Raw genomic sequence first — 22,232 nt, 5'->3', positions numbered from 1 at the left:
GTAGCTTTAATGTTAACACTTCCCAACTTACTTAACCTACCATATTTAGATGAGGCAACCGTAAAAATGATAACCTGCTCTTATGTGGTTGTTAAAATATCATATTCAGATATAAGCCGGTTGGTTAAAGTGAAAAGCTAAATAACTTTTACTATATAATTTTACCGGTCTATGGGTATATTAATTTTAAGAATATAAAGTATTTACATATCAAGGAGATGATGAAAGTTGCAAATGCCGCGGATAGCTTTTTTCTGTATGGAATACGGTCTCGAGAGTGACTTCAAAATATATGCAGGTGGTCTGGGGATTCTGGCCGGGGATTATTTGAAGGCAGCCCGGGATATGGGACTGCCTATTGTAGGTATTGGACTGTTATGGAAACAGGGTTATACCAGGCAGGTTCTCAATGAAAAGGACTATCCAGTCGATACTTATCCTAATTATAAATATGATTTTCTTGAGGATACCGGAATTAAAATCAGAGTGAAGATACGTAACCGGGATGTTTACTGTCGTGTCTGGAAGGTTGATAATTTTGACAATGCTCCCCTTTATTTGCTTGATACCGATTTAGATGAAAACGAAGATAGATGGATTACCGGTCAACTTTATGGGTATTTCGAGGAAGAAAGGGTAGCCCAGGAGATGGTCCTGGGAATAGGAGGAATAAAAGCCCTGAAGGCCCTTGGCATTGAAGTCGATGTTTATCACCTGAATGAGGGTCATGCTGTTTTTGCAGCACTGGAATTAATAAAAGAACAGATGCAGAAGGGACTATCCTTTGCTGAAGCCCGGGAGCTCGTAAAAGAAAAGGTTGTTTTCACCACCCATACACCGGTAAAACAGGGAAATGAAGAGCATACATACCGCCGCCTTGATTATATGGGGGCTTTTGACTTTTTCACCCCCGAACAGATGGGGGAGATCGGGGGAATTCCCTTCAATATGACGGTAGCCGGCCTCAGGCTGGCGGGCAAAGCCAATGCTGTAAGTTCTTTGCATAATATTACAGCAAATAATATGTGGGCCCATATTGACAACCGGGCTGAAATTATCGGTATTACAAATGGAGTCCACCGCCCTACCTGGGTTTCTGATAAAATAGTGCAAAATACCTCCAACCCCGGGGGGTTGTGGGAAGTCCATAAAGGGTTAAAACAGGAATTAATAGATTTTATCCACAAAAGAACAGGTCAGAAATTGGATATTAATAAGTTATTAATTGGTTTTGCCCGGAGGGCTGTTCCCTATAAACGGGGAAATTTAATATTTAAGAATAATGATAGAATAGAACCATTATTAAAAGAGGGGAAAATCCAGATTATTTTTTCCGGAAAAGCCCACCCCCTTGATGATGAGGGGAAAGAAATAATAGCCAGCCAGGTGGGGCTGGCCCGAAAATACCCTGGGCAGGTTGTCTTCCTGGAGGATTACGATATGGAGATAGCCCGTTACATGACCAGGGGATGTGATGTCTGGTTAAATAATCCAAGGAAACCCATGGAGGCCTGTGGGACTTCGGGTATGAAGGCCGCCATGAATGGGGTTTTAAATTTAAGTGTCCTTGACGGCTGGTGGGCCGAGGCCTGCCGGGATGGCAAAAATGGCTGGCAGTTTGGGGATGGGATGTCAGCTGATGATTTTACCGGCGATTTAGAGGCCAGGGTTATTAAACAGGACCGAAATGATTTAACTGCCCTCTATGATGTCCTTTATACCCGGGTCTTACCGACTTATTATAATAACCGGGAAGAGTGGCTAAAAATGATGGAGCGGAGCATTGATTCCACTTATGACCGGTATTCAGCCCGGCGGATGTTAGGGGATTATTACAACCTTTTATACCAGTAAAGGTTTAAATTTACAAATCAATTAAATTCAGATGTTTTTAACGGTTAAGAAGGAATTTTTTTATAAATAAAGAATACTTTAATATAGGAAAAAATAAAGCGGGGGGAGAGTGAATAGTTTACTATGGAGCAGACATATGAAAACAGGAAAAAACAGCTTCTTGATGACCTCAGCAATATGAGTGAAATTGCTGAGGAAATGTTACAAAATGCCATTAAGGCCCTGGATGAGAAAGATGTTTCGCTGGCCAAAGATGTTATCAACAGGGATGATGTTCTTGATAATTACCAGGTTACCATTGAAGAAGAAGTATCCAGGCTTCTATCCCTTGATAAGCCATTGACCAGTGATGTATATAATAATGTTGCCCTGGTTAAAATTGCTGGTGATCTAGAACGGGTTGGTGATCTGGCTACCGATATTGCCGATACTGTCCTTGAGTTAAAAAATGAAGAATATTTAGAACCCCTGGTTATGATTCCGGAGCTTGCGAATACTGTTTCTGATATGCTTGATACCGTTTTAGAGGCCTTTGTTACCAGGAATGCTGATCTGGCTGAGGCAGTCTGCCGCAAGGATGAAGTTGCTGATAATATTTATGACAAGATTTATGGTCATAGTATTAAGCTTATTAATGAAAGTGAGGGTACCCGGAATATTAACCAGGTTATTCAGTTTTTGAATATAGCTAAATCCCTGGAGAGAATAGGAGATCATGCCACCAATATTGGGGAGGAGACCATCTTTATTGTAACCGGTAAACGGGTTAAATACTAGAAAGAGTAATTGATATTTGAGTAGAAGATTAAGTTTGAAAACATATAATTGAGCAATACTTATGTCCAATTAAGCCAGCTGGGAAATAGCTGGCTTTTTTAAATTTATTGATATACATTATCAGGGTTATTACTAGTTATAGTGATGGTCAAGAGTTATAACTGGGGAGTGTTTGTTAACCTGTAGTCCTGTGACAGGATGGTTTTAGACAATTTTTGTGAATACTTGCACAAATAATCACCTTATGCTATACTTAAATCAGAATTATAACCTGAGTAGCGGGATAAAAATATATCCGGTTACAAGGGTTACATAATTTAATAATTTTAAGATACTTCCTGAGTTAAGGGTAGAACCTGAGACAGGGGAAGGGTGAGAGGATAACTATACCCTATCTGTATTCAGGTAGGGTATTTTTGTTTATTACTCCCCTGTATCCCCCTGAACAGTAAGTTAGAATTATTAAATTTGAGGTTTATCATCATTGAGTTTAAGGAGGGATTAAAAATTAACAAAAGAATCGGAGTAGTTGGTATCGTTATTGATGACCGTCAGAAGGTGGCCGGGAAGGTTAATAGCATTTTAAGCCAGCATGGCGATATTATCCTGGGGAGAATGGGGATTCCATCCCGGGAATATAATATATCCGTTATATCATTAATCGTTGAAGGAACCCCCGATGAGCTGGGTTCACTGACGGGAAAGCTGGGTAATCTTAATGGAGTTACCTTAAAATCTGCTTTAACATCAAAAGAGGTTTAATAACTCAGGGTAAGGATAGTCATTAAGGCCAGTAATCACCAGGTGAGGTTTGTGTTTAAGGTAAAGGGAAATTAAAAAATTTGAAGGGGGATTGTTTATCTATGGGCAGTTTATCATTTCCAGATCATCGCAGAGGGGAGTCGAGGAGTAAAGTCTGTGAATACATTAATGGGGATAAAATCGAGGCCATTCTGGAGGAGGCCAGTAATCCTTCAGAAGAGGAAGTTAACCACATTATAAAAAAGTCCCTGGAGCTCAAGGGACTATCAGTAGAAGAAGCAGCTGTATTGCTCCAGGTAGAGGACCAGGAATTAATCAATAAATTCCTGGAAGCAGCCAGAAAGGTGAAAGAAAAGATTTACGGGAAAAGGCTTGTTCTTTTTGCTCCCCTGTATTTTTCGAATCTATGTACTAATAGCTGTCTTTACTGTAGCTTCAGGCATAATAACAATAAAGTTAAAAGAAAAAAACTCAGTATAGAAGAGATTAAGGAAGAAGTCAGAGCCCTGGAAAGAGAAGGACATAAACGCCTGCTTGTTTTGACCGGGGAAACCCCCGAAACGGACCTTGATTATGTGGTTGAAGGTATTAAAGCAGCTTATGAAACCAGGACTGAACATGGTGGTGAGATCAGGAGGATAAATGTAGAGATTGCCCCCCTGACCACAGAAGATTTCAAAAAACTCAAGGAAGCTAAAATTGGAACCTATACCTGTTTTCAGGAGACATATCACCGTCCTACCTATAAGAAAATGCATCCATCTGGCCCCAAAGCCGATTATGACTGGCGGTTGTCAGTTATGGACCGGGCCCAGCAGGCCGGTATTGATGATATAGGTATCGGGGCTCTCTTTGGACTGTATGACTATAAATTTGAGGTTATTGCCCTGTTACTACATTCTGAATACCTGGATAAGACCTATGGTGTTGGCCCCCATACAATATCGGTTCCCCGTTTAAACCCCGCCCTGGGGGCACCTGTCCAGGAGCCACCATATCCTGTGTCTGATGAGGATTTCAGGAAACTTGTAGCAATCTTGAGGCTGGCTGTTCCCTATACAGGGATAATTTTATCAACCAGGGAGAGTATTGACATGCGTAATGAATTGTTTTTGCACGGAGTTTCCCAGATAAGTGCCGGATCCCGGACTACTCCAGGGGGGTATAGAGAGGCCCGGGAACGGGAGCATGATCTGGAGCAATTTTCTCTCCATGACATCAGGCCCATGGATGAAATTATAGCTGAAATTAGCAAACAGGGGTATATACCGAGTTTCTGTACTGCCTGTTACCGCCTGGGGCGGACCGGTCAGGATTTTATGGACCTTGCTAAACCGGGTAAGATTCAGGAATTTTGTAAACCCAATGCCATGTTTACCTTTAAAGAATACCTGGTTGACTACGCCAGTCCTGAAACACGCAAACTGGGTGAGGAGTGTTTACAGGCTCATTTAAAAGAAATTAAAGATCTAAATCCCATGCTGGCTCAAAAAGTGAAGACAAATCTTACTAAAATAGAAAATGGTGAACATGACCTGTACTTTTAATCCAGGGGCTTTTATAAATGATTTTCTGTTAACAAAGTTGGCTTATGACTTTCTTTCAATATCACTTCAATTTATTTACGATGGATTGGGGATTAAGCATCAAGCTGTTGTACCTAATTATATACTATTTTAATGAAATCTTTAATTTTTTAAACGCAATGTTGGTTGGAGAATTTAAGCGTGTATCAGTAATTTATTATTTTTAAAGAGAGGAGTGTTAGGTTAGATATGCAGCAGACACCCAGGGCCAATCGTCCTCATATAGCAGTCTTCGGCCGCCGTAATGTGGGGAAATCAACCCTGATTAATACCCTGACCAATCAGGAACTGGCTTTAGTATCTGATGTGCCGGGAACAACAACTGACCCGGTTTATAAATCTATGGAGTTACTGCCCCTGGGCCCCGTTGTTATGATAGATACAGCCGGGATTGATGATGTCGGTTCCCTGGGGAAATTAAGGATAAAAAAAACCAGGGAAGTTATCAGGAGAACTGACCTGGCCATTCTGGTTATAGATCCGTTCCATGGAGCAGGCAATTACGAGAAGGATTTATATAATAAATTGCAGGATAATAATATTCCGGTTGTAGTAGTCATAAATAAGATTGACCGGGTGAAGGGTATAAAACAGGATTTATTAGATAAGGTAAAGTTATTATTCGGTGTAACCCCCATTAAGGTCAGTGCCCACTCAGGGACAGGAATAGAAGAACTCCGGGAGGTCCTTGTAAACAGGGTTCCCAGAGACCATGAACAGCCCCATATTATCGGTGATTTGATAGATGAAGGTGATACCGTAATCCTGGTTACCCCTATTGACAGTGCTGCTCCGAAGGGAAGGTTAATCCTGCCCCAGGTCCAGACCCTGAGGGATATTCTCGATAATCATGGGATGGGCCTGGTTGTTAAAGAAACAGAGTTAGAGGGGGCTTTAAAAACACTCAGGGAAAAACCTAGATTGGTGGTTACCGATTCCCAGGTCTTTGGCCTGGTAAGTAAGATTGTGCCTGAAGACATCTATTTAACCGGTTTTTCTATTCTCTTTGCCCGTTATAAAGGGGATTTAATGAAATATCTGGAAGGGGTTGCGAAACTGGAGAATCTCAGGCCCGGGGATAAGATTCTAATAGCAGAGGCCTGTACCCATCGCCGTCAGCCAGATGACATCGGAACTGTTAAACTTCCGGGATGGATCAGGTCAAGGATTTGTAATGAGGTTAAATTTGACCTTGTTTCGGGACGGGAATATCCCGATAACCTCGAACAGTATGATCTGGTATTACACTGTGCGGGATGTATGCTCAATAGAAAAGAGGTTTTATCCAGGTTGAAAGAAGCAAATACATCTGGGGTACCTGTTGTAAACTATGGTATGGCTATTGCTTATCTCCATGGTATTCTGGACAGGGCTTTAAAACCTTTTGGTGAAGCCTATCAGACGTGGAAGGGTTATAGAAAGTGATTTAATTTTAATTTTTATTTAAAAATTCCTTGCATAAATGAATAATTGCTGTTATACTAAATATAAATTAAAAAATAGTAAATTAAATTTTATTCTAAAAGGAGGGTCGTGCTATGATCAGGTTAAAACAACTTGTTATGTCGAGTGCAAAAGTGCTTGTTATGTCAACAAAAGTATCTGCTATATCTACAGAAGATATAGTGAATAAAAGTGTTATTTTTCACATAAAAGCACGGCCCGTGGGTACATACTGCTAATCCATTAGTCTGTTGAAGTAGATTTAATAATGCAATTCAACTACATCTGGATTCAGGACATGAAAGCCATGGGTTGTGCGCCATAACCTGTGGCTTATTTTATTTTAACCCGTTGCCGGGGGTTACTGTATGCTCCATTGTTGGTAGGAGTTTTTGCCCCGATTAAACGGGCAGGGTAAAATATGATATTGGTCTGTTAATGTCATCATTAACCTTATGTAATTTAAGCCACAGGTGATACCTGTGGCTTTTTATATTATGGGTTGTCCAGTGGTTAACAAATTTATTACAAACTAATTTTGGGAAAGCTCACAGGTAACTAAATGTTTAGATAAAGTAATTATAAAGTACTTATCAATTAATAGAATTAATAGAAGGTGATATTATGAAAAATGTAAAATTACTGTGGCGGTTTATGAAGGGGAACAGGTTAACTTATTTAGGGGCTATCCTCAGCACAGGGTTGGCTACCCTGTTTACCATTTTAAACCCCCAGATATTGAGGGTTACAATTGATTCTGTTATCGGGGATAAACCAGCTGAGCTTCCCCTCTGGGTAATGAGGTTTATTGATGGTTTTAGTTTTACCCAAAAACTGGTCGGGGCTGGATTAACTCTTCTTATAATAACAGTTTTACGCGGGTTTTTCCTCTATCTAAAGGGTAAATGGTCAGCAGTAGCTGCTGAAAATACTGCCCGCAATATCCGGAACTCGATTTATGATCATTTGCAGCATTTACCATATGGTTACCATGTCAGGGCTGAAACTGGAGATCTTATTCAACGTTGTACCTCTGACCTGGAAACATTAAGGCGATTTATGGCAGTTCAGCTGGTTGAGATCGGCCGGGCCCTTTTTATCCTGGGGTTGGCTTTACCGGCTATGATAGCCCTGGATACAACCATGACTCTGATTGCTATGCTAATTGTCCCGGTTATTTTCGTCTTTTCAGTTGTCTTCTTTGTTAAAGTAAAGTCGGCTTTTAAAAAGGCCGATGAAGCGGAAGGTCGGATGTCAACAGTCCTCCAGGAGAATTTAACAGGGGTCAGGGTTGTCAGGGCCTTTGGCCGGGAATCTTTCGAGATCGAGAAGTTTGATAAAAAAATAAGAAGTATCGTGATCTGACTTATCGATTAATTAAATTACTGGCCTGGTACTGGTCAACTTCAGACTTAATGTGTATGTTTCAGATGGGAATTGTCCTGGTGGGAGGAGTATATTTTGCAGCAACCGGCAGGATTAGCCTGGGAACCCTGGTAGTATTTATTACCTACGAAGGTTTTCTGCTCTGGCCAATTCGCCAGATGGGCAGGATTTTGAGTGATATGGGTAAAACCCAGGTTTCCCTGGGACGAATAGGTGAAATTCTTAAAGAAGATCTGGAAGAGAATGATGGGAAACTCAAGCCTGAAATAAAGGGAAATATTGAATTTGAAGATGTTTATTTCAGCTATGATGATAATAAACCGGTTCTAAACGGGATTTCCTTCAGGATAAAAGCCGGAGAAACAGTAGCTATTCTGGGGCCAACAGGTTCTGGTAAAAGTACTCTGGTTCAGTTGCTGGCCCGTCTCTATGATTATTCAAAGGGGTCAATCAGAATAGATGGTATTGAAATAACTGACATTGATAAAAAATGGTTAAGGCGCCAGGTTGGACTTATTCTCCAGGAACCCTTTCTATTTGCCAGATCCATTAAGGAAAATATTAAACTGGCCAATATGGAAGCCGATGACAGTAAAGTGTATGAAGCGGCCAATATGGCAGCCATCCATGATGTAATAACCAGTTTTGATCAGGGTTATGATACCCTGGTTGGAGAACGGGGTGTTTCCCTGTCCGGGGGGCAAAAACAGAGGGTGGCTATTGCCAGGACTTTAATCAGGGACTGTCCCATTCTAATCTTTGATGACTCACTGAGTGCTGTTGATACAGAGACAGATGCTGCTATTCAGAAAGAATTAAGGGAACGCAAGGATAATGCAACGACAATTATTATTTCACACCGGATTACAACCCTGGCCCGGGCTGACAGGATTCTGGTCCTTGATAAAGGCAGGATAGTTCAGTCAGGTTCCCATGAAGAACTTATCAGGCAACCGGGGCTGTATCGGCGAATCTGGAACATTCAGAGTTCACTTGAAAGGGATTTAGAATATATGTAAAGTGAGGTTGGTTTTATTATGAATAAATTTGAAGAACAGGAGTATCATAAACGGTTTGATTTCGACCTCTGGAAGAAGATTTTTTCGTATATCAAGCCATATAAAAAGTATTTATTATGGCTGGCAGTGGTTATGGTCGGAGTTGCCGGAATCGATGCTATTTTTCCCTTTATGAATAAAATAGCCATTGATAAATATGTAGTTAAGGACGATATTAACGGATTATATAGTTTCGGGGTTAAATATGGTATTCTGGTTATTATCCAGGCCATCAATGTTTTCTTTTTCATTGCCATTGCCGGAAAGATTGAAACCGGGGTTGCCTACGATGTCAGGAAAAGAGCCTTTAAAAGGCTCCAGGAGCTATCCTTTTCCTATTATGATAAAACTCCGGTCGGCTGGATGATGGCCAGGATGACCTCGGATATCCGCCGGTTGGGTGAGACCATTGCCTGGGGTCTGGTTGATTTTGTCTGGGGTTTTTCCATGATGGTTGCCATTATGGGAATTATGCTGGCTTTAAACTGGAAACTTGCTTTAATAACCCTGTCGGTGGTACCTATCCTGGTGGTAGCCAGTCTGTATTTCCAGAAGAAAATACTGACTGCCTACCGTAAGGTAAGGAAAATAAATTCAAAGATTACAGGGGCTTTCAATGAAGGGATTATGGGGGCAAAAACCACCAAAACCCTGGTCAGGGAGAAGGAAAACCTGGAGGAATTTAAAGGGATTACCGGTAAAATGAGACACCATTCTATCCGGGCAGCTATATTTTCATCTCTATTTTTACCGGTGGTATTAACCCTTAGCAGTGTCGGTACAGCCCTTGCCCTGTGGTACGGGGGTGAGGGGGTAGTTAAAGGGATAATTACCTATGGAACCCTGGTAGCCTTTTTAAACTATACCGTGCAGTTTTTCGAGCCGGTCAGGCAGCTGGCCCGCATCTTTGCTGAACTCCAGTCCGCCCAGGCCTCTGCTGAAAGGGTATTATCTTTAATAGAAACACAAGTGGAGATTGAGGATGCTCCCGGGGTTATTGCCCGATACGGCGATACCTTTAACCCCAGGAAGGAAAACTGGCCATCCCTTAAAGGAGATGTTTCCTTTGTAAATGTTTCCTTCAGTTATCAGGGTGGAGAGAAGGTATTAAAGGATTTTAATCTTGATGTAAAAGCCGGGGAAACAGTAGCTCTGGTCGGGGAAACCGGGTCCGGGAAAAGTACTATTGTAAACCTTATTTGCCGGTTTTATGAACCGACCGGTGGCAAAATTCTCATAGATGGGGTTGATTACCGCAAAAAGTCCCAACTCTGGCTCCGGAGTAACCTGGGTTATGTGCTTCAAACCCCCCATCTTTTCAGTGGTACCATTAAAGAAAATATCAGGTATGGTCGGCTGGAAGCCAGTGATGAAGAGGTAATTAAGGCTGCTAAAATCGTTAACGCTCATGACTTTATTATTAATTTAAAAGACGGTTATGATACTGTGGTCGGTGAGAGTGGGAGTGGCTTATCGACCGGGGAAAAACAGTTGATTTCCTTTGCCCGGGCCATTCTGGCTAACCCCAGGATCTTTGTCCTTGATGAAGCTACATCTTCTATTGACACCGAGATGGAGCAGATTATTCAAAAGGCTGTTGATAAACTTCTTGAGGGTCGCACCAGTTTTATTATAGCTCACCGACTATCAACGGTAAGGTCTGCTGACCGTATTCTGGTTATCAAGGATGGAAAAATAATTGAAGAGGGTAATCATAATCAGCTTCTAAAACGCAAAGGTTATTATTACCGCCTCTATACAAATCAGTTTATTGAAGAGGAAAAACCAGAGTGCTGTCAAGCCAACTAATGTTCCCCATCTTAAATGTCAAAATGAAATTTAAAAGGAAAATAAATTTAGTTTCGTAATTTCGTTTCTAAGTGAGGGTTTTAACCCTCACTTTTTTGATGTACAGGAAATTATACATTAAAAAAACTGTGGAAAATTTCCGTTCATCAACAAATTTATATTATAGGTTTTATGATGGTAAAGCCAATTTGTTCTTTTACAGGATTTCTGGAAATGGGAACAGGATAAGTATTAACATTATTATTTCTGTTTCCTCTATTTCTATATAACCATTCTAAACATAAAGATTATTTTGTTTCTTTTTTAACACAGAATATTATCAGTATAAAAAGGGGGTGCCTTGCATTATATATATTATAAAGGGTTGGCCTGGGAAAATATCTTATTATGAAACAGGGGGAGGATATCGGCAACTATGGTTCGCTCTCTTATCAAGCTTATTCTGATCTCTATATTATTTTTTACAGCAGCTGTTTCCGGACAGGCCATTCCCGGATATAATATGTATTACTCTGGTACCATAAAATATGGTGTTGTTTATGACAAAGGTAGCAGGGATTACCTTCCCGAATACAGGTTATATGTATACGGATGCCCGGTGACAGGTCTATATGTGGCCGGTTATCTTGACAATAATGGAGAGATTATAGACGGGCTATATTCCAGTTACAGTAACGGTAATTTTAAGGGTGAACTGGGAGATATAACACTGGATAAATTTGGAGGCAGTTTTATTCAGTTTAACCAGCAGCAGCGGGGAGGCTACTTTTCATTTTCTATACCCGGAAGATTTGAAATGGGGGCTGCTGCAGCCAGGATTGAAGGGATAAATGAAGAGGAGACATTAACAGGTAATGGAACTTCAGGCCCCTATTATTTAAGTTATACTCCCGTTATCCCGGGGAGTGAAAGTGTTGAAAGAGGTGGGGTTATTTTAAAGGAGGATGAATATGAGCTTGATTATCTGACTGGTAGAATAACCTTTAAAGAACCCCTTAAACGGTATGAAGAGGCCAAAGTCAGTTATATGTACCAGCCTACCGGGGGGTATTTTGAGAGATTTTTTAAAGGATTATTGTTATCAGGTACTTATAAGAACTGGGAGACAAAATTAAATGTTTTTCAGTTTGAAGATCAACCCCTTTCTAACCCGGGTGAAATAAATTTAATTCCAGGAAGCCAGCTGGCCGGGGTATTAAATATTGATTATAAAAATGATTACCTTGAGTTTATTAATGAAATAGATATGTCAAAGATCAGGGGGCAGAGAGACTCTGAAGATATTGCCTATGAAGGCCGGATAAAAGTAGGGTCACCCCTAAATTACCTCGAGTATGGTCGGATTTACAGGGGGCCTGACTTTATAAACTCCCTTGAAAGTTTTGAAGCAGATCCACTCTCTTTACAATCCCTTGAGGGTCGATGGCAGGTTAATCCCAGGATATATATAACAGGAGAGATTGAATACAGCCACGATAATCCCGGTAATGACCCCGGGAAAATTACCGGTTTTGAAAGTTTAAAAAGTCTTAAAGGATACTGGCAACAGGGTCCTTTTTCTTATGTGATTCTTCATTTCCAGCACAAGGACAGAGGAGATGATTTGGTTTATCTCCCAACCGGTGAGGATATTAAGACCTTTTCTGTTACTTATAGTTATCATAACAATAATTCATGGGTGTTAAGTATTAAAAGGGGGAAACTTTTGAAAAAAAGCCAGTCAGCCCGGTTTTTAAACCATTATTTTAATGAGCTGGAATCTTCTCTCGACTGGACCCATGACATGGTGGAAACTGGGCTTAATCTCGATTTGAAATATGTTGAACCACTATTGCCTGAAGCCTTTCCAGACAGACTGGATTATACGATAAAATATGACCTGGCCTACCTTTTTTCCTGCGGCAGGGTGTCAATAGGGGGAATGGAATTATCAGAACCCGATTATACCCTTCATCTTCAGGAACTATCCCTTAAAAAGTATATTAAAGATGATTGGCTTGTCAGGTTAAAGTGGGAACGGGAAAGGGAGGAATACCCAGGTGGGGATGGTGGGCCTGAAAATAAGGTCAGGGGTATGGCTGTTTATTATGGACCTGTTATGGTAAATACTATGCTGGAATCAGATTTTAACGGAAAAAAGAGGCGGGGCTGGCTTAAATTAACAAAAGGACAGGGGGAACTTACATTTAATTATAATGAAAATAGTGAATTTATTGAAAAAAATATAACAGGTAAAATAGATATTACTTCTAAAATTAAATACCAGCAGGGGCTGACCAGAAAGGTTTTTAAGGAGAATGGTCCAAATAATAATAGTACTTCTCTTAAAACAGTTATCAGGTTTAATGATACGATAAAGCTTAACTTTTCACTGGAATCCCCCCTGCCGGTTAACGACTTTAAAGATAGTGTCATCAGACTTGAATTAATTCTAGATATTTAGTGGTTATAACCTGGTTCTGTCAGGCATAACTATTTTAATGGAATAACAACTTCATCAAAAAAAGAAAGGAGTAGTGAGCATGAAAAAATTTCTAACTTTAACTCTGGTTACCCTTCTGGCTGTGGCTCTTTTAACCGGGGGAGTATCGGCTGCCAGGAAGGTCAGGGTCATGGTTGACTTTAACTACCTCAATGAGGACAACCTGACAGAGTTAAAAAAACATGTAGTTAAGGTAAATTATAAGTTTCCGGAAATCAATGTAGTTGCCCTGACGGTAAAGGATAATGATATCCCTGAGATTAAGTCTTTGCCCGGTGTCAAAGGAGTTTACCGTGATAATCAGGTTAAAGTTCATGGGGGACTTGTTTCCTGGAATCTCGATGTAATTGATGTTGAAAAGGTGCATACTGATCATATTAATGAAGCAGATGGTTCTGGGGTTTATGTAGCTGTTCTCGATACCGGTCTTTTACCTAACTGGAAGGATTATTTTCCGGAAGAAAAAATAGCATCTGAATATGCGGCAGGATTCCTCAATCCCAATGGTAATCGTAATCCCGGGGCCTGGACAGGGACCCATGCCCATGGAACCCATGTAGCCAGTACCATTATTGGTTACTATCTATACGGGACACCGGTTGATGGTGTGGCTCCGGGAGCGAAAATTATTCCCGTTAAAGTACTCAATAATAACGGTTATGGCTATGATTCTGCGGTTACAGCCGGCATCCTGTATGTTGCCAGCTTAAAGGCCAGTGGTAAAATTGTGGAGCCTGTTGTTATCAACATGAGCCTCGGGAGTAGTGTCCCCAGTGCTCCGGAATTGAAGGCCATCAGGTATGCTATAGACCACGGGGTTATTGTTGTGGCTTCAGCCGGGAATGAAGGCGAGGCCGGAATGGGATACCCCGGAGGTTATGATGAAGTAATTTCATGTGGGGCAGTAGGCTGGAAAAATATGTGGGTCAAAGGTTGGACCGGTGATGTTCCTGAAGAGGATATAGCATCCCGGGTATTTGTAGCTAATTTTAGTAGCCGGGAACTTCCGGGCCAGCATCTGGATATTCTGGCTCCGGGGGTCTGGGTAATCGGACCTTATACCCTTTATGGAGCAGCCCATCCCCCCTACTGGGCTAAACAGGATAAGATGGGCCAGTATTATTATCTAAGTGGAACAAGTATGGCGGCCCCTCATGTAGCAGGGACCGCGGCTCTGTTACTGGAGAAAAACCCTGCCCTGACCCAGCGGGAGGTTGAAGAGATACTGAAGGAAACAGCCACTTACATCCCACCGGCCAGTATATTTGTTCCCGATCCTGCCGGAGGTCAGACCTATACCTGGGGTAGTGATGCCACAGGTTCTGGTTTGATAGATGTAGATGCGGCCCTGGAGGAGGCAGCTGGATACTAGAAAATAATTTAGCTTCCTTATACCCCGGCAGAGTATTCTGCCGGGTTCTCTCTTTTATCAATATAGACTTCATTTTTTAATGGTTTGAGGGTAGGGAGGGATACACTATAGGCAAGTACACCGACCATAATTCCCCCTGCTCCCACAAACAGGAGATAGGCCGGGAAGGCATCAAGAAGACACCCTGCTGCCCACATGGAAACCGGTACTAACCCCATATTTAGTGTGGCCAGAAGGCCGAAAACCCTACCCCTTACCCTGTCATCTATTAACCTCTGGAGCATAGTATTAATGGGGATATTGGTATAGGCATTGAAGGCCCCGAAAAGAATGAGAATAACGGCCATGAGTATGAATAAACTTATAACCGGGTATTTATCTACCATGAAAGGGGAAATAGGTAAACCGATTGCCGCCAGAAGTATTGTTTGAAAGGTAATCCCTGTAAACAGGGTCCTGAAAAAATTTTTAACTGGTGGTAAAAAGTTCATAATAACTGCTCCCAGGATAGCCCCAGCTGGAAAGAAGGACTGGGCCAGGCCGAATAACTTACTGTTTACCTGTAGGACTTCTTTAAACACATAGGGAATCCCGACTGCCATAGCCCCGGCAAAAAGGAAGTTAATAATAATAGATATACTGAACAGGGTAAACAGGGGTTTGTTGGAGTAAAGGTATCGGGCTCCTTCCCTGAGATCATTGTACAGAATAGTAAATTTACTCAATTCCCCGTTATCCCCGGATTGTTCTTCTCTCTTCACAGGGGGAATATTAATAAATAACTCGGAGAAGGCTGAGATTAAATAACTTATCCCGTCAATTAAGAAGACCCCGGCTACCCCAAAGATAGCAATAAGAATCCCTCCGGTAGCAGCTCCGATAATGGAAGTCCCCTGAAAGCTTAAGTGTTCGAGGGAATTTGCCTTCTGTAAATTATGTTTTTCAACTATATTGGGTATAGATGCCGTTACTGCGGGATTGAAAAAGGTGCCACTCAGGGCGACCAGAAAGGTGGCAATACAGATGTGATAAAAGCCAGCGGTTCCGTTATAGACGGTCCAGCTAAGCCAGATTACAATCAGCCCCCGGACGGTATCCATACTGACAATTATAAGTTTACGGTTAATTCTGTCTGCTATTACTCCACCAACAGGCCCTAAAATAGCTCCGGGGAGAGTTGCCAGTAATAACACGGTTCCGGCTGCGGTACCACTTCCGGTCAGTTTTAAAACAAACCAGGTCATAGCAACATAGTGTACTTTACTACCTATCCGGGAGACAAATCCTCCCAGAAAGAGGAGAATAAAGTCTTTGTTATGTAATAGCTTCCTCCGGGTGGATTTTTCATCCATTTTTATCAACTCCAATTCAAAATTAAATATTTTATAATAAACATTAAAAAAATTAATTTATTAATTAAATTATATGAAATTAATTTAGTTATGTCAATAAAAAAGTAGAATAATTTTAAAAAATATTAAACATTTAAAATAAGATAATGGTTATACATTAATATAAATTGTTTATATAAATATGTTTGACTATGTTACCCGTGTTTTTTTTTAAATATATGTAGTCATGATAACCAGGACTTTAAATTTGACTTTCCTTGACTATGTAAAATAATGTTATATACAGCTAATTTAAATTAACTGGAAATATTTTAAAAAAATACTGGATTACAACACTTATTTGACTTTGACCTTCTTTGACTTTGACGGTATAATATTAACAGAAAAGGTTAAACATATTGACTGGAGGTGACAGATAATATGTTTGATTTAATACCTTTCAGGCGCAGGGGCCGGAGAGAAATAATGGACTTAAGAGATTCCATTGATAGTTTTGTTTCAGGCATTTTTGAGGACCTGGGAATGATGGGAACTGCGTTTAAAGCTGATGTTAAAGAGACGGATAATGAGTATATAATTCAGGCTGAATTACCGGGATTTAGCAAGGAAAATATAAATGTTGAACTAGTTGATAATTATTTGACCATTGAGGCAAGTAATGATGAGATACTTGAAGAAGAAAGAGATAATTATCTGAGACGTGAAAGGAGAAGAGGTAGTTACAGGAGGAGCTTCTATATTGACAATGTAAACGAAGATGAGATTCAGGCACGGTATAATAACGGTATTCTGGAAATTAAACTCCCCAAAAAGAGTCCCGGTAAAAAGAAAAAGAGGATAATAGATATAGATTAAATAAGACCTTTATGTAATAAGTATGGTCTTTATGCAAAAAAATTGTTATTATTTATGTTTGCTACTGTTACCCCTGTCTTTTTTTGATATAATGTAGACAGGGGTTTATTTATTGGTTTCTGTCAGACGGGGGAATAATACTTATAAGTCTATAAGGAGGAATAATAAATGAAAATTGAGGCAGATCTACATACTCATACTGTAGCCAGTGGACATGCCTATAGTTCAGTTGGGGAAATTGCTAAAAGTGCCCGGGATAAGGGGTTGAAACTTATTGCTATTACTGACCATGGTCCGGGTATGCCCGGAGGGCCCCATGAGTATTACTTTGGAAACCTCAAGGCTATACCCGATGTGGTCCATGGGGTGAGGATCCTTAAAGGTATTGAGGCCAATATTTTAAATACAGGTGAACTCGATCTTTCTGTAGAGAGGTTGGAAGAGCTTGATTTTGTAGCGGCTGGCATTCATGGAGATGTTGATTATAATAAAAAGAGCAGGTTAGAACATACTGAGGTTACTATAACAGCTATAAAAAATCCCTATGTTGACATGATAACCCACCCTGCCAATTTGTATTTCCCCCTGGATCTGGAAGCTGTGGTTCAGGCAGCTGCTGAATATCAGGTTATCCTGGAGGTTAATGCCAGTTCTCTGGAAGAGCCCCGACTGGGCAAACGGGGGAGTTATGAACTAACAATTCAATTATGCCGGCTTGCCAAAAAATATGGTGCCCCACTAAGCATGAACAGTGATGCCCATTTTTTTACACAGGTTGGAAATATTAAAAGTTTAAAACCAGTTATAGAACAGGCAGAATTAACTGAAGAAGATATTTTAAATACAGACGCCAGAAAAGTTGAGTCCTTTATTTTAAACCGGAAATAACTTTTATAGGGCCATGGATAAAATTTATTAGTGATTAATATAACCTTACCTGGGGTTTTAATATAACTACGGGTAAGGTTTTTTTATTAATATATTTTATTTTAATTTATTAATATATTTTATTTTAATAAGACAAAATAATAAAAAATGGTTGACATATAAAAAATAATGCGTTATTATTAATATAGTTTATGTTCGCGCGAACATAAAATAATATATCTTCAGCCAAGGGTTTTAGTATTGTTTTAAACTATCAGATTTTTTAAAAAGTAATTGATTTCTATATGAGTTACCCCCTTTTTTCTATTATTTATTATTAGGTTACCCCTTTTTTAATGTAGTTTTACCCCCCTTTTTTTAAAATACTAATTTAAATCAATACATTTAGTTAATTTAAATCGATACATTTCAGGATATGTAGTTTCATAATCGGTCAGTTAGTAGAAATGCTAGTCATTAATAGGAGGGATAATATGATCAGTGTAAACGAAAAGGCAATGGAAATTGTTAATGATATGATTTTAAGAAAAGAAGAATTGAAGATTGAAGTGTCAACATTAGAAAATGGAACTACTGTGATCGACCTGGGACAGGAGGTCAGAGGCAGCTGGGAAGCTGCCAGAATGATGGCAGAGATTTTATTTGGTGGTATTGGGCAGGTTTCTTTTGAAACATTCCCGGAAATGATAGATGGAGTGTACTATCCTGCAGTTAATGTAAGTGTTGACCATGCCGTTTTATCCCTGGCCGGGTGTGATATTTCTGGCTGGGAATTAAAACCTGGAAAATTTGCTCCAATTGTTGCCGGACCAGGTCGGACCCTGGGAAGAAAGCCCGGAGACTGGATGGAGAAATACAGTGATTATGAAGATAAATATCACCAGGCCATTATTACTATCGAATCTAAAGACCCTGTTAGCGTAGAACAGGCCAGTGAACTGGCCGAGGCCTGCCGGGTCCAGCCAGAAGATCTGTATTTACTGGTAGCTCCCAGTTCCAGTCTGGCCTGTTCCGTTCAGGTGTCAGCCAGAATTTTAGAACAGACCCTGCACCGCTTAATGGAAGAAGGGTTTGATCTGGACACAATAATTCAGGCCCAGGGTTTCTGTGTAATACCCCCCTGTATTGATAATGAATTAATTGCCATGGGAAGGTTAAATGATGTTCTTATATATGGAGGTCAGGCTACCTATACTGTTTGCTGGGATGACGATAAAATTGCTGATATAGTTAATAAAATTACTTCAGATAAGGCTTCTACTTATGGTAAGCCTTTTAAAGAAATATACCTGGAAGCCGGTTGTGATTTTTATCAAGTTCCTATGGAAATGTATTCTCCGGCCAGTGTAGTCATTGTTAATACCAAGACAGGTAAGATACATAAGGCCGGTAAAATAAATACTGAAATTTTAGCCAGGTCTTTTAATGATACTGTTTCAGGCTAAATAATGTTTAGCCTGAGTAGTATTTAATATTACTATAAATATTCTAATTACGATTAATGGAAAAATATATTAATCAGGCCTGTCTCGGGTATACTTCAGGTAGGTTTAAACTAAGTCCAGGGAGGGAATTTAATGAAACTTGAAGGTAAAGTTGCTTTAATCACCGGAGCAAGTTCAGGGATTGGAGAGGGTATAGCCAGGAAATTTCTTGATGAGGGTGCCAGGATTATTGGTTGTGGAATTGAAGATGATATGAACCTTAAGGGCGAAAACACTCTATATGTAAAGGCAGATTTAACAGATTATAATCAGGCCCGGAAAGTTGTTGAAGAGGGTATTGCCAAATTTGGCCAACTTGATATAGTCGTTAATAGTGCCGGGATTACCGGGGTAGGAAATATAGAGACAACCTCTCCTGCAGAATTTGAAAAGCAGTTTGCAGTAAATGTATTCGGGACCTTCAATACCTGTAAGGCGGCTGTTGGGGAGTTAAAAAAACGCCCCGGGGCCAGTATTATAAATATTGCTTCCGATCTGGGGGTAAAACCTATCCCTGACCGGATTGCTTACTGTCCTTCCAAAGCAGCCGTTGTAATGTTTACTAAATGTATGGCTTTAGACCTTGGACCTGATATCAGGGTAAATGCCATAATGCCGGGCTTAACTGAAACCCCAATGATTAAAGATAGAATTGAAAAAGCAGATGACCCGGATCAGGTCAGGAAAGAGATGGCTGAAATGTATGTCCTGAAAAGGATGTGTACTGTAGATGATATTGCCAATGCAGCCCTGTTTTTAGCAACTGAAGATAGTGGTTTTATTACCGGAGATATGCTGGCTGTCTGTGGAGGAGGGCAGCTGTAAGGTTCATTTCAATAAAACTGTAAGACAGTAGGGAGGGAGAATATAAATGTCATTAGTAAAAATTCCTTTTGACAGGGATAAAATAAAGTTATCCAGGGTATATGAAAGTGATTCGCTCAAAGAATTTGAGGTTAAGGGATTGCCAAGTGATAAAGTAAACTATGTTTATGGAGAACTTAAATTTGATAGGATTCCGGACGACAGGCCTCTGACCCTGGCTTCTTTTGTAACCTCACTGGATGGTAAAATTGCCTTTGAAGATGCTCCAGAAGGGCCATTTATTGCCCAAAAAAACTTTCTGGACCCGGATGGAGCTGGAGCTGATTTCTGGGTATTGAATATGCTAAGGGCTAATTGTGATGGTATTCTGGTTGGAGCCGGTACCATGCAGGAAGAGGCCGATATGACTGCCCATGTTTTTGACCAGGAACTGGAAGATGCCAGAGTAGAGGCGGGGCTAGATGAAGTTCCTTTAAATATAGTGGCCTCACTGGATGGACGGGATATACCCTTTGACCATAAGCTGTTTAAGGCCCCTGAGGTGCCTGTTGCCATCTTTACATCACCTTCCGGGATGGAATGGGTTAAAGAAAATTTTAAAGAACCTGTGGAGATTATCGGGCCCTATAACTCTCTGGAAGAAATTGATAAAGAAGAGGTTACCCGGGGATTTAAAGCTCTGGGGGAAAAGGTCCCGGTCATTGTCACTGGCAGTAAGCAGACTACCAATTCAGAGGTATTTTTGAAGGTTTTAAGACTGGCAGGGATTGAAAAACTTCTTGTGGAATCCCCTACCTATACCCATCACCTGATCAAGAATAAACTTCTTGATGAGATGTTTTTAAATTACTCCTGTATTTATATCGGAGGGAAGGCCCTGTGTCTGGGGAACAGAGAAGAATCCTTTACTTCAAAAGACCATCCCCATAGTGAAGTTCTTTCTATCCACGCTCACAGTTCTCATTTCTTTTACTTCAGGCATAAGTTACTTTACGGAATAAAAGGTGAATAAAGCAAAAAAGAAGCCGGGGCCGGCTTCTTTTTTACTTTATTCTGGAAAAAATAATTTTAGTTCTTTGCAGGAAAAGGAAAAAACATTGATTAAGGATTGAATATAATATATTATTTATTATAGAGGTAATCAATATCTGGATTAAATAATTTTAGTATATTATTTTTATTTTTAAGTACTAAATGCAGGTTAAAAAGAGGTGAAGTACATGGGTGTAACTCAGAAGGATATTGCGGATAGACTCGGTATTTCCCGGACTACAGTAGCCCGGGTTTTAAATAATAGTGGGCCAGTAGATGAAGGGACCCGCAAAAAGGTTTTGAAGGTTGCCAGGGAACTGGGGTATAATGTAAACCCTATTGCTAAATCTCTGGCCATGAAAAAGAAGATGTATATTTATGCTTTTGTAGTTAAGTCATATAATGAAAAATTCAACAGTGAAATAATCAGGGGTTTAAAGGCAGCCTACCGGGAGTTTAAAAACTATGGTGTAAAATTGAAGATTGTTGAGCTCGGGGCTGAAGAGCCTGAAAGGCAATTTAATCAAATTGAAGGGTTTTTAGATGAAAGACAGATAGATGGAATAATCCTTACTCCATTAATGGAACAGGTAAAGGAAGTTATTAAACGGTTTAAAGATAAAAATATACCGGTAGCAACCCTGGATATGGATATTAAGGGCTCAGAGCGCAATTTTTTCGTTGGCCCCAATTACTATAAGCTGGGACGGGTAGCCGCTGAGCTTATGGCAAAGTTTATAAAAAAAGAGGGTAAAATACTCGTTATATCTTCAAGTTATGATTTTTATTCAGTCCGGGAACGGTTAAAAGGTTTTCTCGATAAAATAGGGGAATATTCCCACATAGAAACTACCGGGCCTTATTACGAATATAGCCTTGAGAAAATATATGATATCACCAGAAGGAAATTTGATAAGGAAATAACAGGTATCTATACTACTTTCGGAACTGAATATGCCGTTAAGGCTCTGGTTGATATGGGAATAAATAGGGAAGTAATAGTGATTGCCAATGATTTAAATGAAGAAATAGAAGATTGTGTTAAAAAAGGGTACGTACAGGCCATTGTCTACCAGAGGCCGTTTATGCAGGGATATATTGCCGGGAAAAAGATGTTTGATTGTATCTTTAAAAACATGACTCCTTCTAAGGATAAATATTTTGTTGGCTATGATATTTTACTGGAAGAGAGCCTGGATAATGTTCACAAAAATATTCTGGAGCTGTAATTAGAGGAATTTTAAGTTTAATAGCAAATTAATATGAA

Annotated in this window: 17 protein-coding genes; 16 read left to right on the top strand and 1 reads right to left on the bottom strand. The window is 40.1% G+C overall.

The genetic code is table 11. From position 1 onward, the window contains the following. Positions 1-234 precede the first annotated feature (234 nt). From glgP to HORE_RS09980, 10 genes are all read left to right on the top strand, one after another. Positions 235-1,854, top strand: a complete 1,620-nt coding sequence (gene glgP, locus HORE_RS10020; RefSeq protein WP_041606075.1) for an alpha-glucan family phosphorylase — start codon at positions 235-237, stop codon at positions 1,852-1,854. A 123-nt stretch (positions 1,855-1,977) separates the two neighbouring features. Next, positions 1,978-2,631, top strand: coding sequence for a phosphate signaling complex protein PhoU (gene phoU, locus HORE_RS10015; RefSeq protein WP_015923650.1), 654 nt, complete (start codon positions 1,978-1,980; stop codon positions 2,629-2,631). Positions 2,632-3,138: 507 nt separating this feature from the next. Beyond that, complete coding sequence (locus HORE_RS10010) at positions 3,139-3,393, top strand: TM1266 family iron-only hydrogenase system putative regulator (RefSeq protein ID WP_041606643.1); 255 nt, start codon at positions 3,139-3,141, stop codon at positions 3,391-3,393. 101 nt (positions 3,394-3,494) lie between these two features. Next, on the top strand, positions 3,495-4,940 hold the full coding sequence (gene hydG, locus HORE_RS10005) for a [FeFe] hydrogenase H-cluster radical SAM maturase HydG (RefSeq protein WP_015923648.1): 1,446 nt from the start codon (positions 3,495-3,497) through the stop codon (positions 4,938-4,940). Between the two features lie 228 nt (positions 4,941-5,168). After that, on the top strand, positions 5,169-6,404 hold the full coding sequence (gene hydF, locus HORE_RS10000) for a [FeFe] hydrogenase H-cluster maturation GTPase HydF (RefSeq protein ID WP_015923647.1): 1,236 nt from the start codon (positions 5,169-5,171) through the stop codon (positions 6,402-6,404). A gap of 642 nt (positions 6,405-7,046) precedes the next feature. After that, positions 7,047-7,787, top strand: a complete 741-nt coding sequence (locus HORE_RS13105) for an ABC transporter ATP-binding protein (RefSeq protein ID WP_015923646.1) — start codon at positions 7,047-7,049, stop codon at positions 7,785-7,787. A gap of 56 nt (positions 7,788-7,843) precedes the next feature. Continuing rightward, a complete protein-coding gene (locus HORE_RS13100) occupies positions 7,844-8,827 on the top strand; it encodes an ABC transporter ATP-binding protein (RefSeq protein WP_226984159.1) in 984 nt (327 codons plus the stop codon). Positions 8,828-8,845: 18 nt separating this feature from the next. Next, a complete protein-coding gene (locus HORE_RS09990; RefSeq protein WP_015923644.1) occupies positions 8,846-10,675 on the top strand; it encodes an ABC transporter ATP-binding protein in 1,830 nt (609 codons plus the stop codon). A gap of 415 nt (positions 10,676-11,090) precedes the next feature. Continuing rightward, positions 11,091-13,118: a hypothetical protein gene (locus HORE_RS09985; protein ID WP_015923643.1), complete on the top strand. Its 2,028-nt coding sequence runs from the start codon at positions 11,091-11,093 to the stop codon at positions 13,116-13,118. 79 nt (positions 13,119-13,197) lie between these two features. Next, positions 13,198-14,529 carry a S8 family peptidase gene (locus tag HORE_RS09980; RefSeq protein WP_015923642.1) on the top strand — a complete coding sequence of 444 codons (1,332 nt, stop codon included), beginning with the start codon at positions 13,198-13,200 and terminating at the stop codon, positions 14,527-14,529. A 17-nt stretch (positions 14,530-14,546) separates the two neighbouring features. On the opposite strand, the gene HORE_RS09975 is transcribed toward HORE_RS09980, so the two are convergent. After that, positions 14,547-15,881: an MFS transporter gene (locus tag HORE_RS09975; RefSeq protein ID WP_015923641.1), complete on the bottom strand. Its 1,335-nt coding sequence runs from the start codon at positions 15,879-15,881 to the stop codon at positions 14,547-14,549. A 420-nt stretch (positions 15,882-16,301) separates the two neighbouring features. On the opposite strand from HORE_RS09975, the gene HORE_RS09970 reads away from it, so the two are divergent. The 6 genes from HORE_RS09970 to HORE_RS09945 all read left to right on the top strand — a co-directional run bounded on the left by HORE_RS09970 (position 16,302) and on the right by HORE_RS09945 (position 22,194). After that, complete coding sequence (locus HORE_RS09970; protein WP_015923640.1) at positions 16,302-16,736, top strand: Hsp20/alpha crystallin family protein; 435 nt, start codon at positions 16,302-16,304, stop codon at positions 16,734-16,736. Between the two features lie 168 nt (positions 16,737-16,904). Beyond that, entirely contained in the window at positions 16,905-17,624 is a 720-nt protein-coding gene (locus HORE_RS09965; protein ID WP_015923639.1) for a phosphatase, read from the top strand. Between the two features lie 473 nt (positions 17,625-18,097). Continuing rightward, positions 18,098-19,069 carry a methenyltetrahydromethanopterin cyclohydrolase gene (mch, locus tag HORE_RS09960; RefSeq protein ID WP_015923638.1) on the top strand — a complete coding sequence of 324 codons (972 nt, stop codon included), beginning with the start codon at positions 18,098-18,100 and terminating at the stop codon, positions 19,067-19,069. A gap of 132 nt (positions 19,070-19,201) precedes the next feature. After that, a complete protein-coding gene (locus tag HORE_RS09955) occupies positions 19,202-19,933 on the top strand; it encodes an SDR family NAD(P)-dependent oxidoreductase (protein ID WP_015923637.1) in 732 nt (243 codons plus the stop codon). A 46-nt stretch (positions 19,934-19,979) separates the two neighbouring features. Continuing rightward, positions 19,980-20,945, top strand: coding sequence for a RibD family protein (locus HORE_RS09950; protein ID WP_015923636.1), 966 nt, complete (start codon positions 19,980-19,982; stop codon positions 20,943-20,945). Between the two features lie 208 nt (positions 20,946-21,153). Then, complete coding sequence (locus HORE_RS09945; RefSeq protein ID WP_015923635.1) at positions 21,154-22,194, top strand: LacI family DNA-binding transcriptional regulator; 1,041 nt, start codon at positions 21,154-21,156, stop codon at positions 22,192-22,194. The last annotated feature ends 38 nt before the right edge of the window (positions 22,195-22,232 follow it).

The organism is Halothermothrix orenii H 168, assembly GCF_000020485.1.
Lineage (GTDB): Bacteria > Bacillota > Halanaerobiia > Halanaerobiales > Halothermotrichaceae > Halothermothrix > Halothermothrix orenii.
The sequence above is the reverse complement of the archived record's forward strand: the minus strand, read 5'-3'. Positions and strand labels throughout refer to the sequence as shown.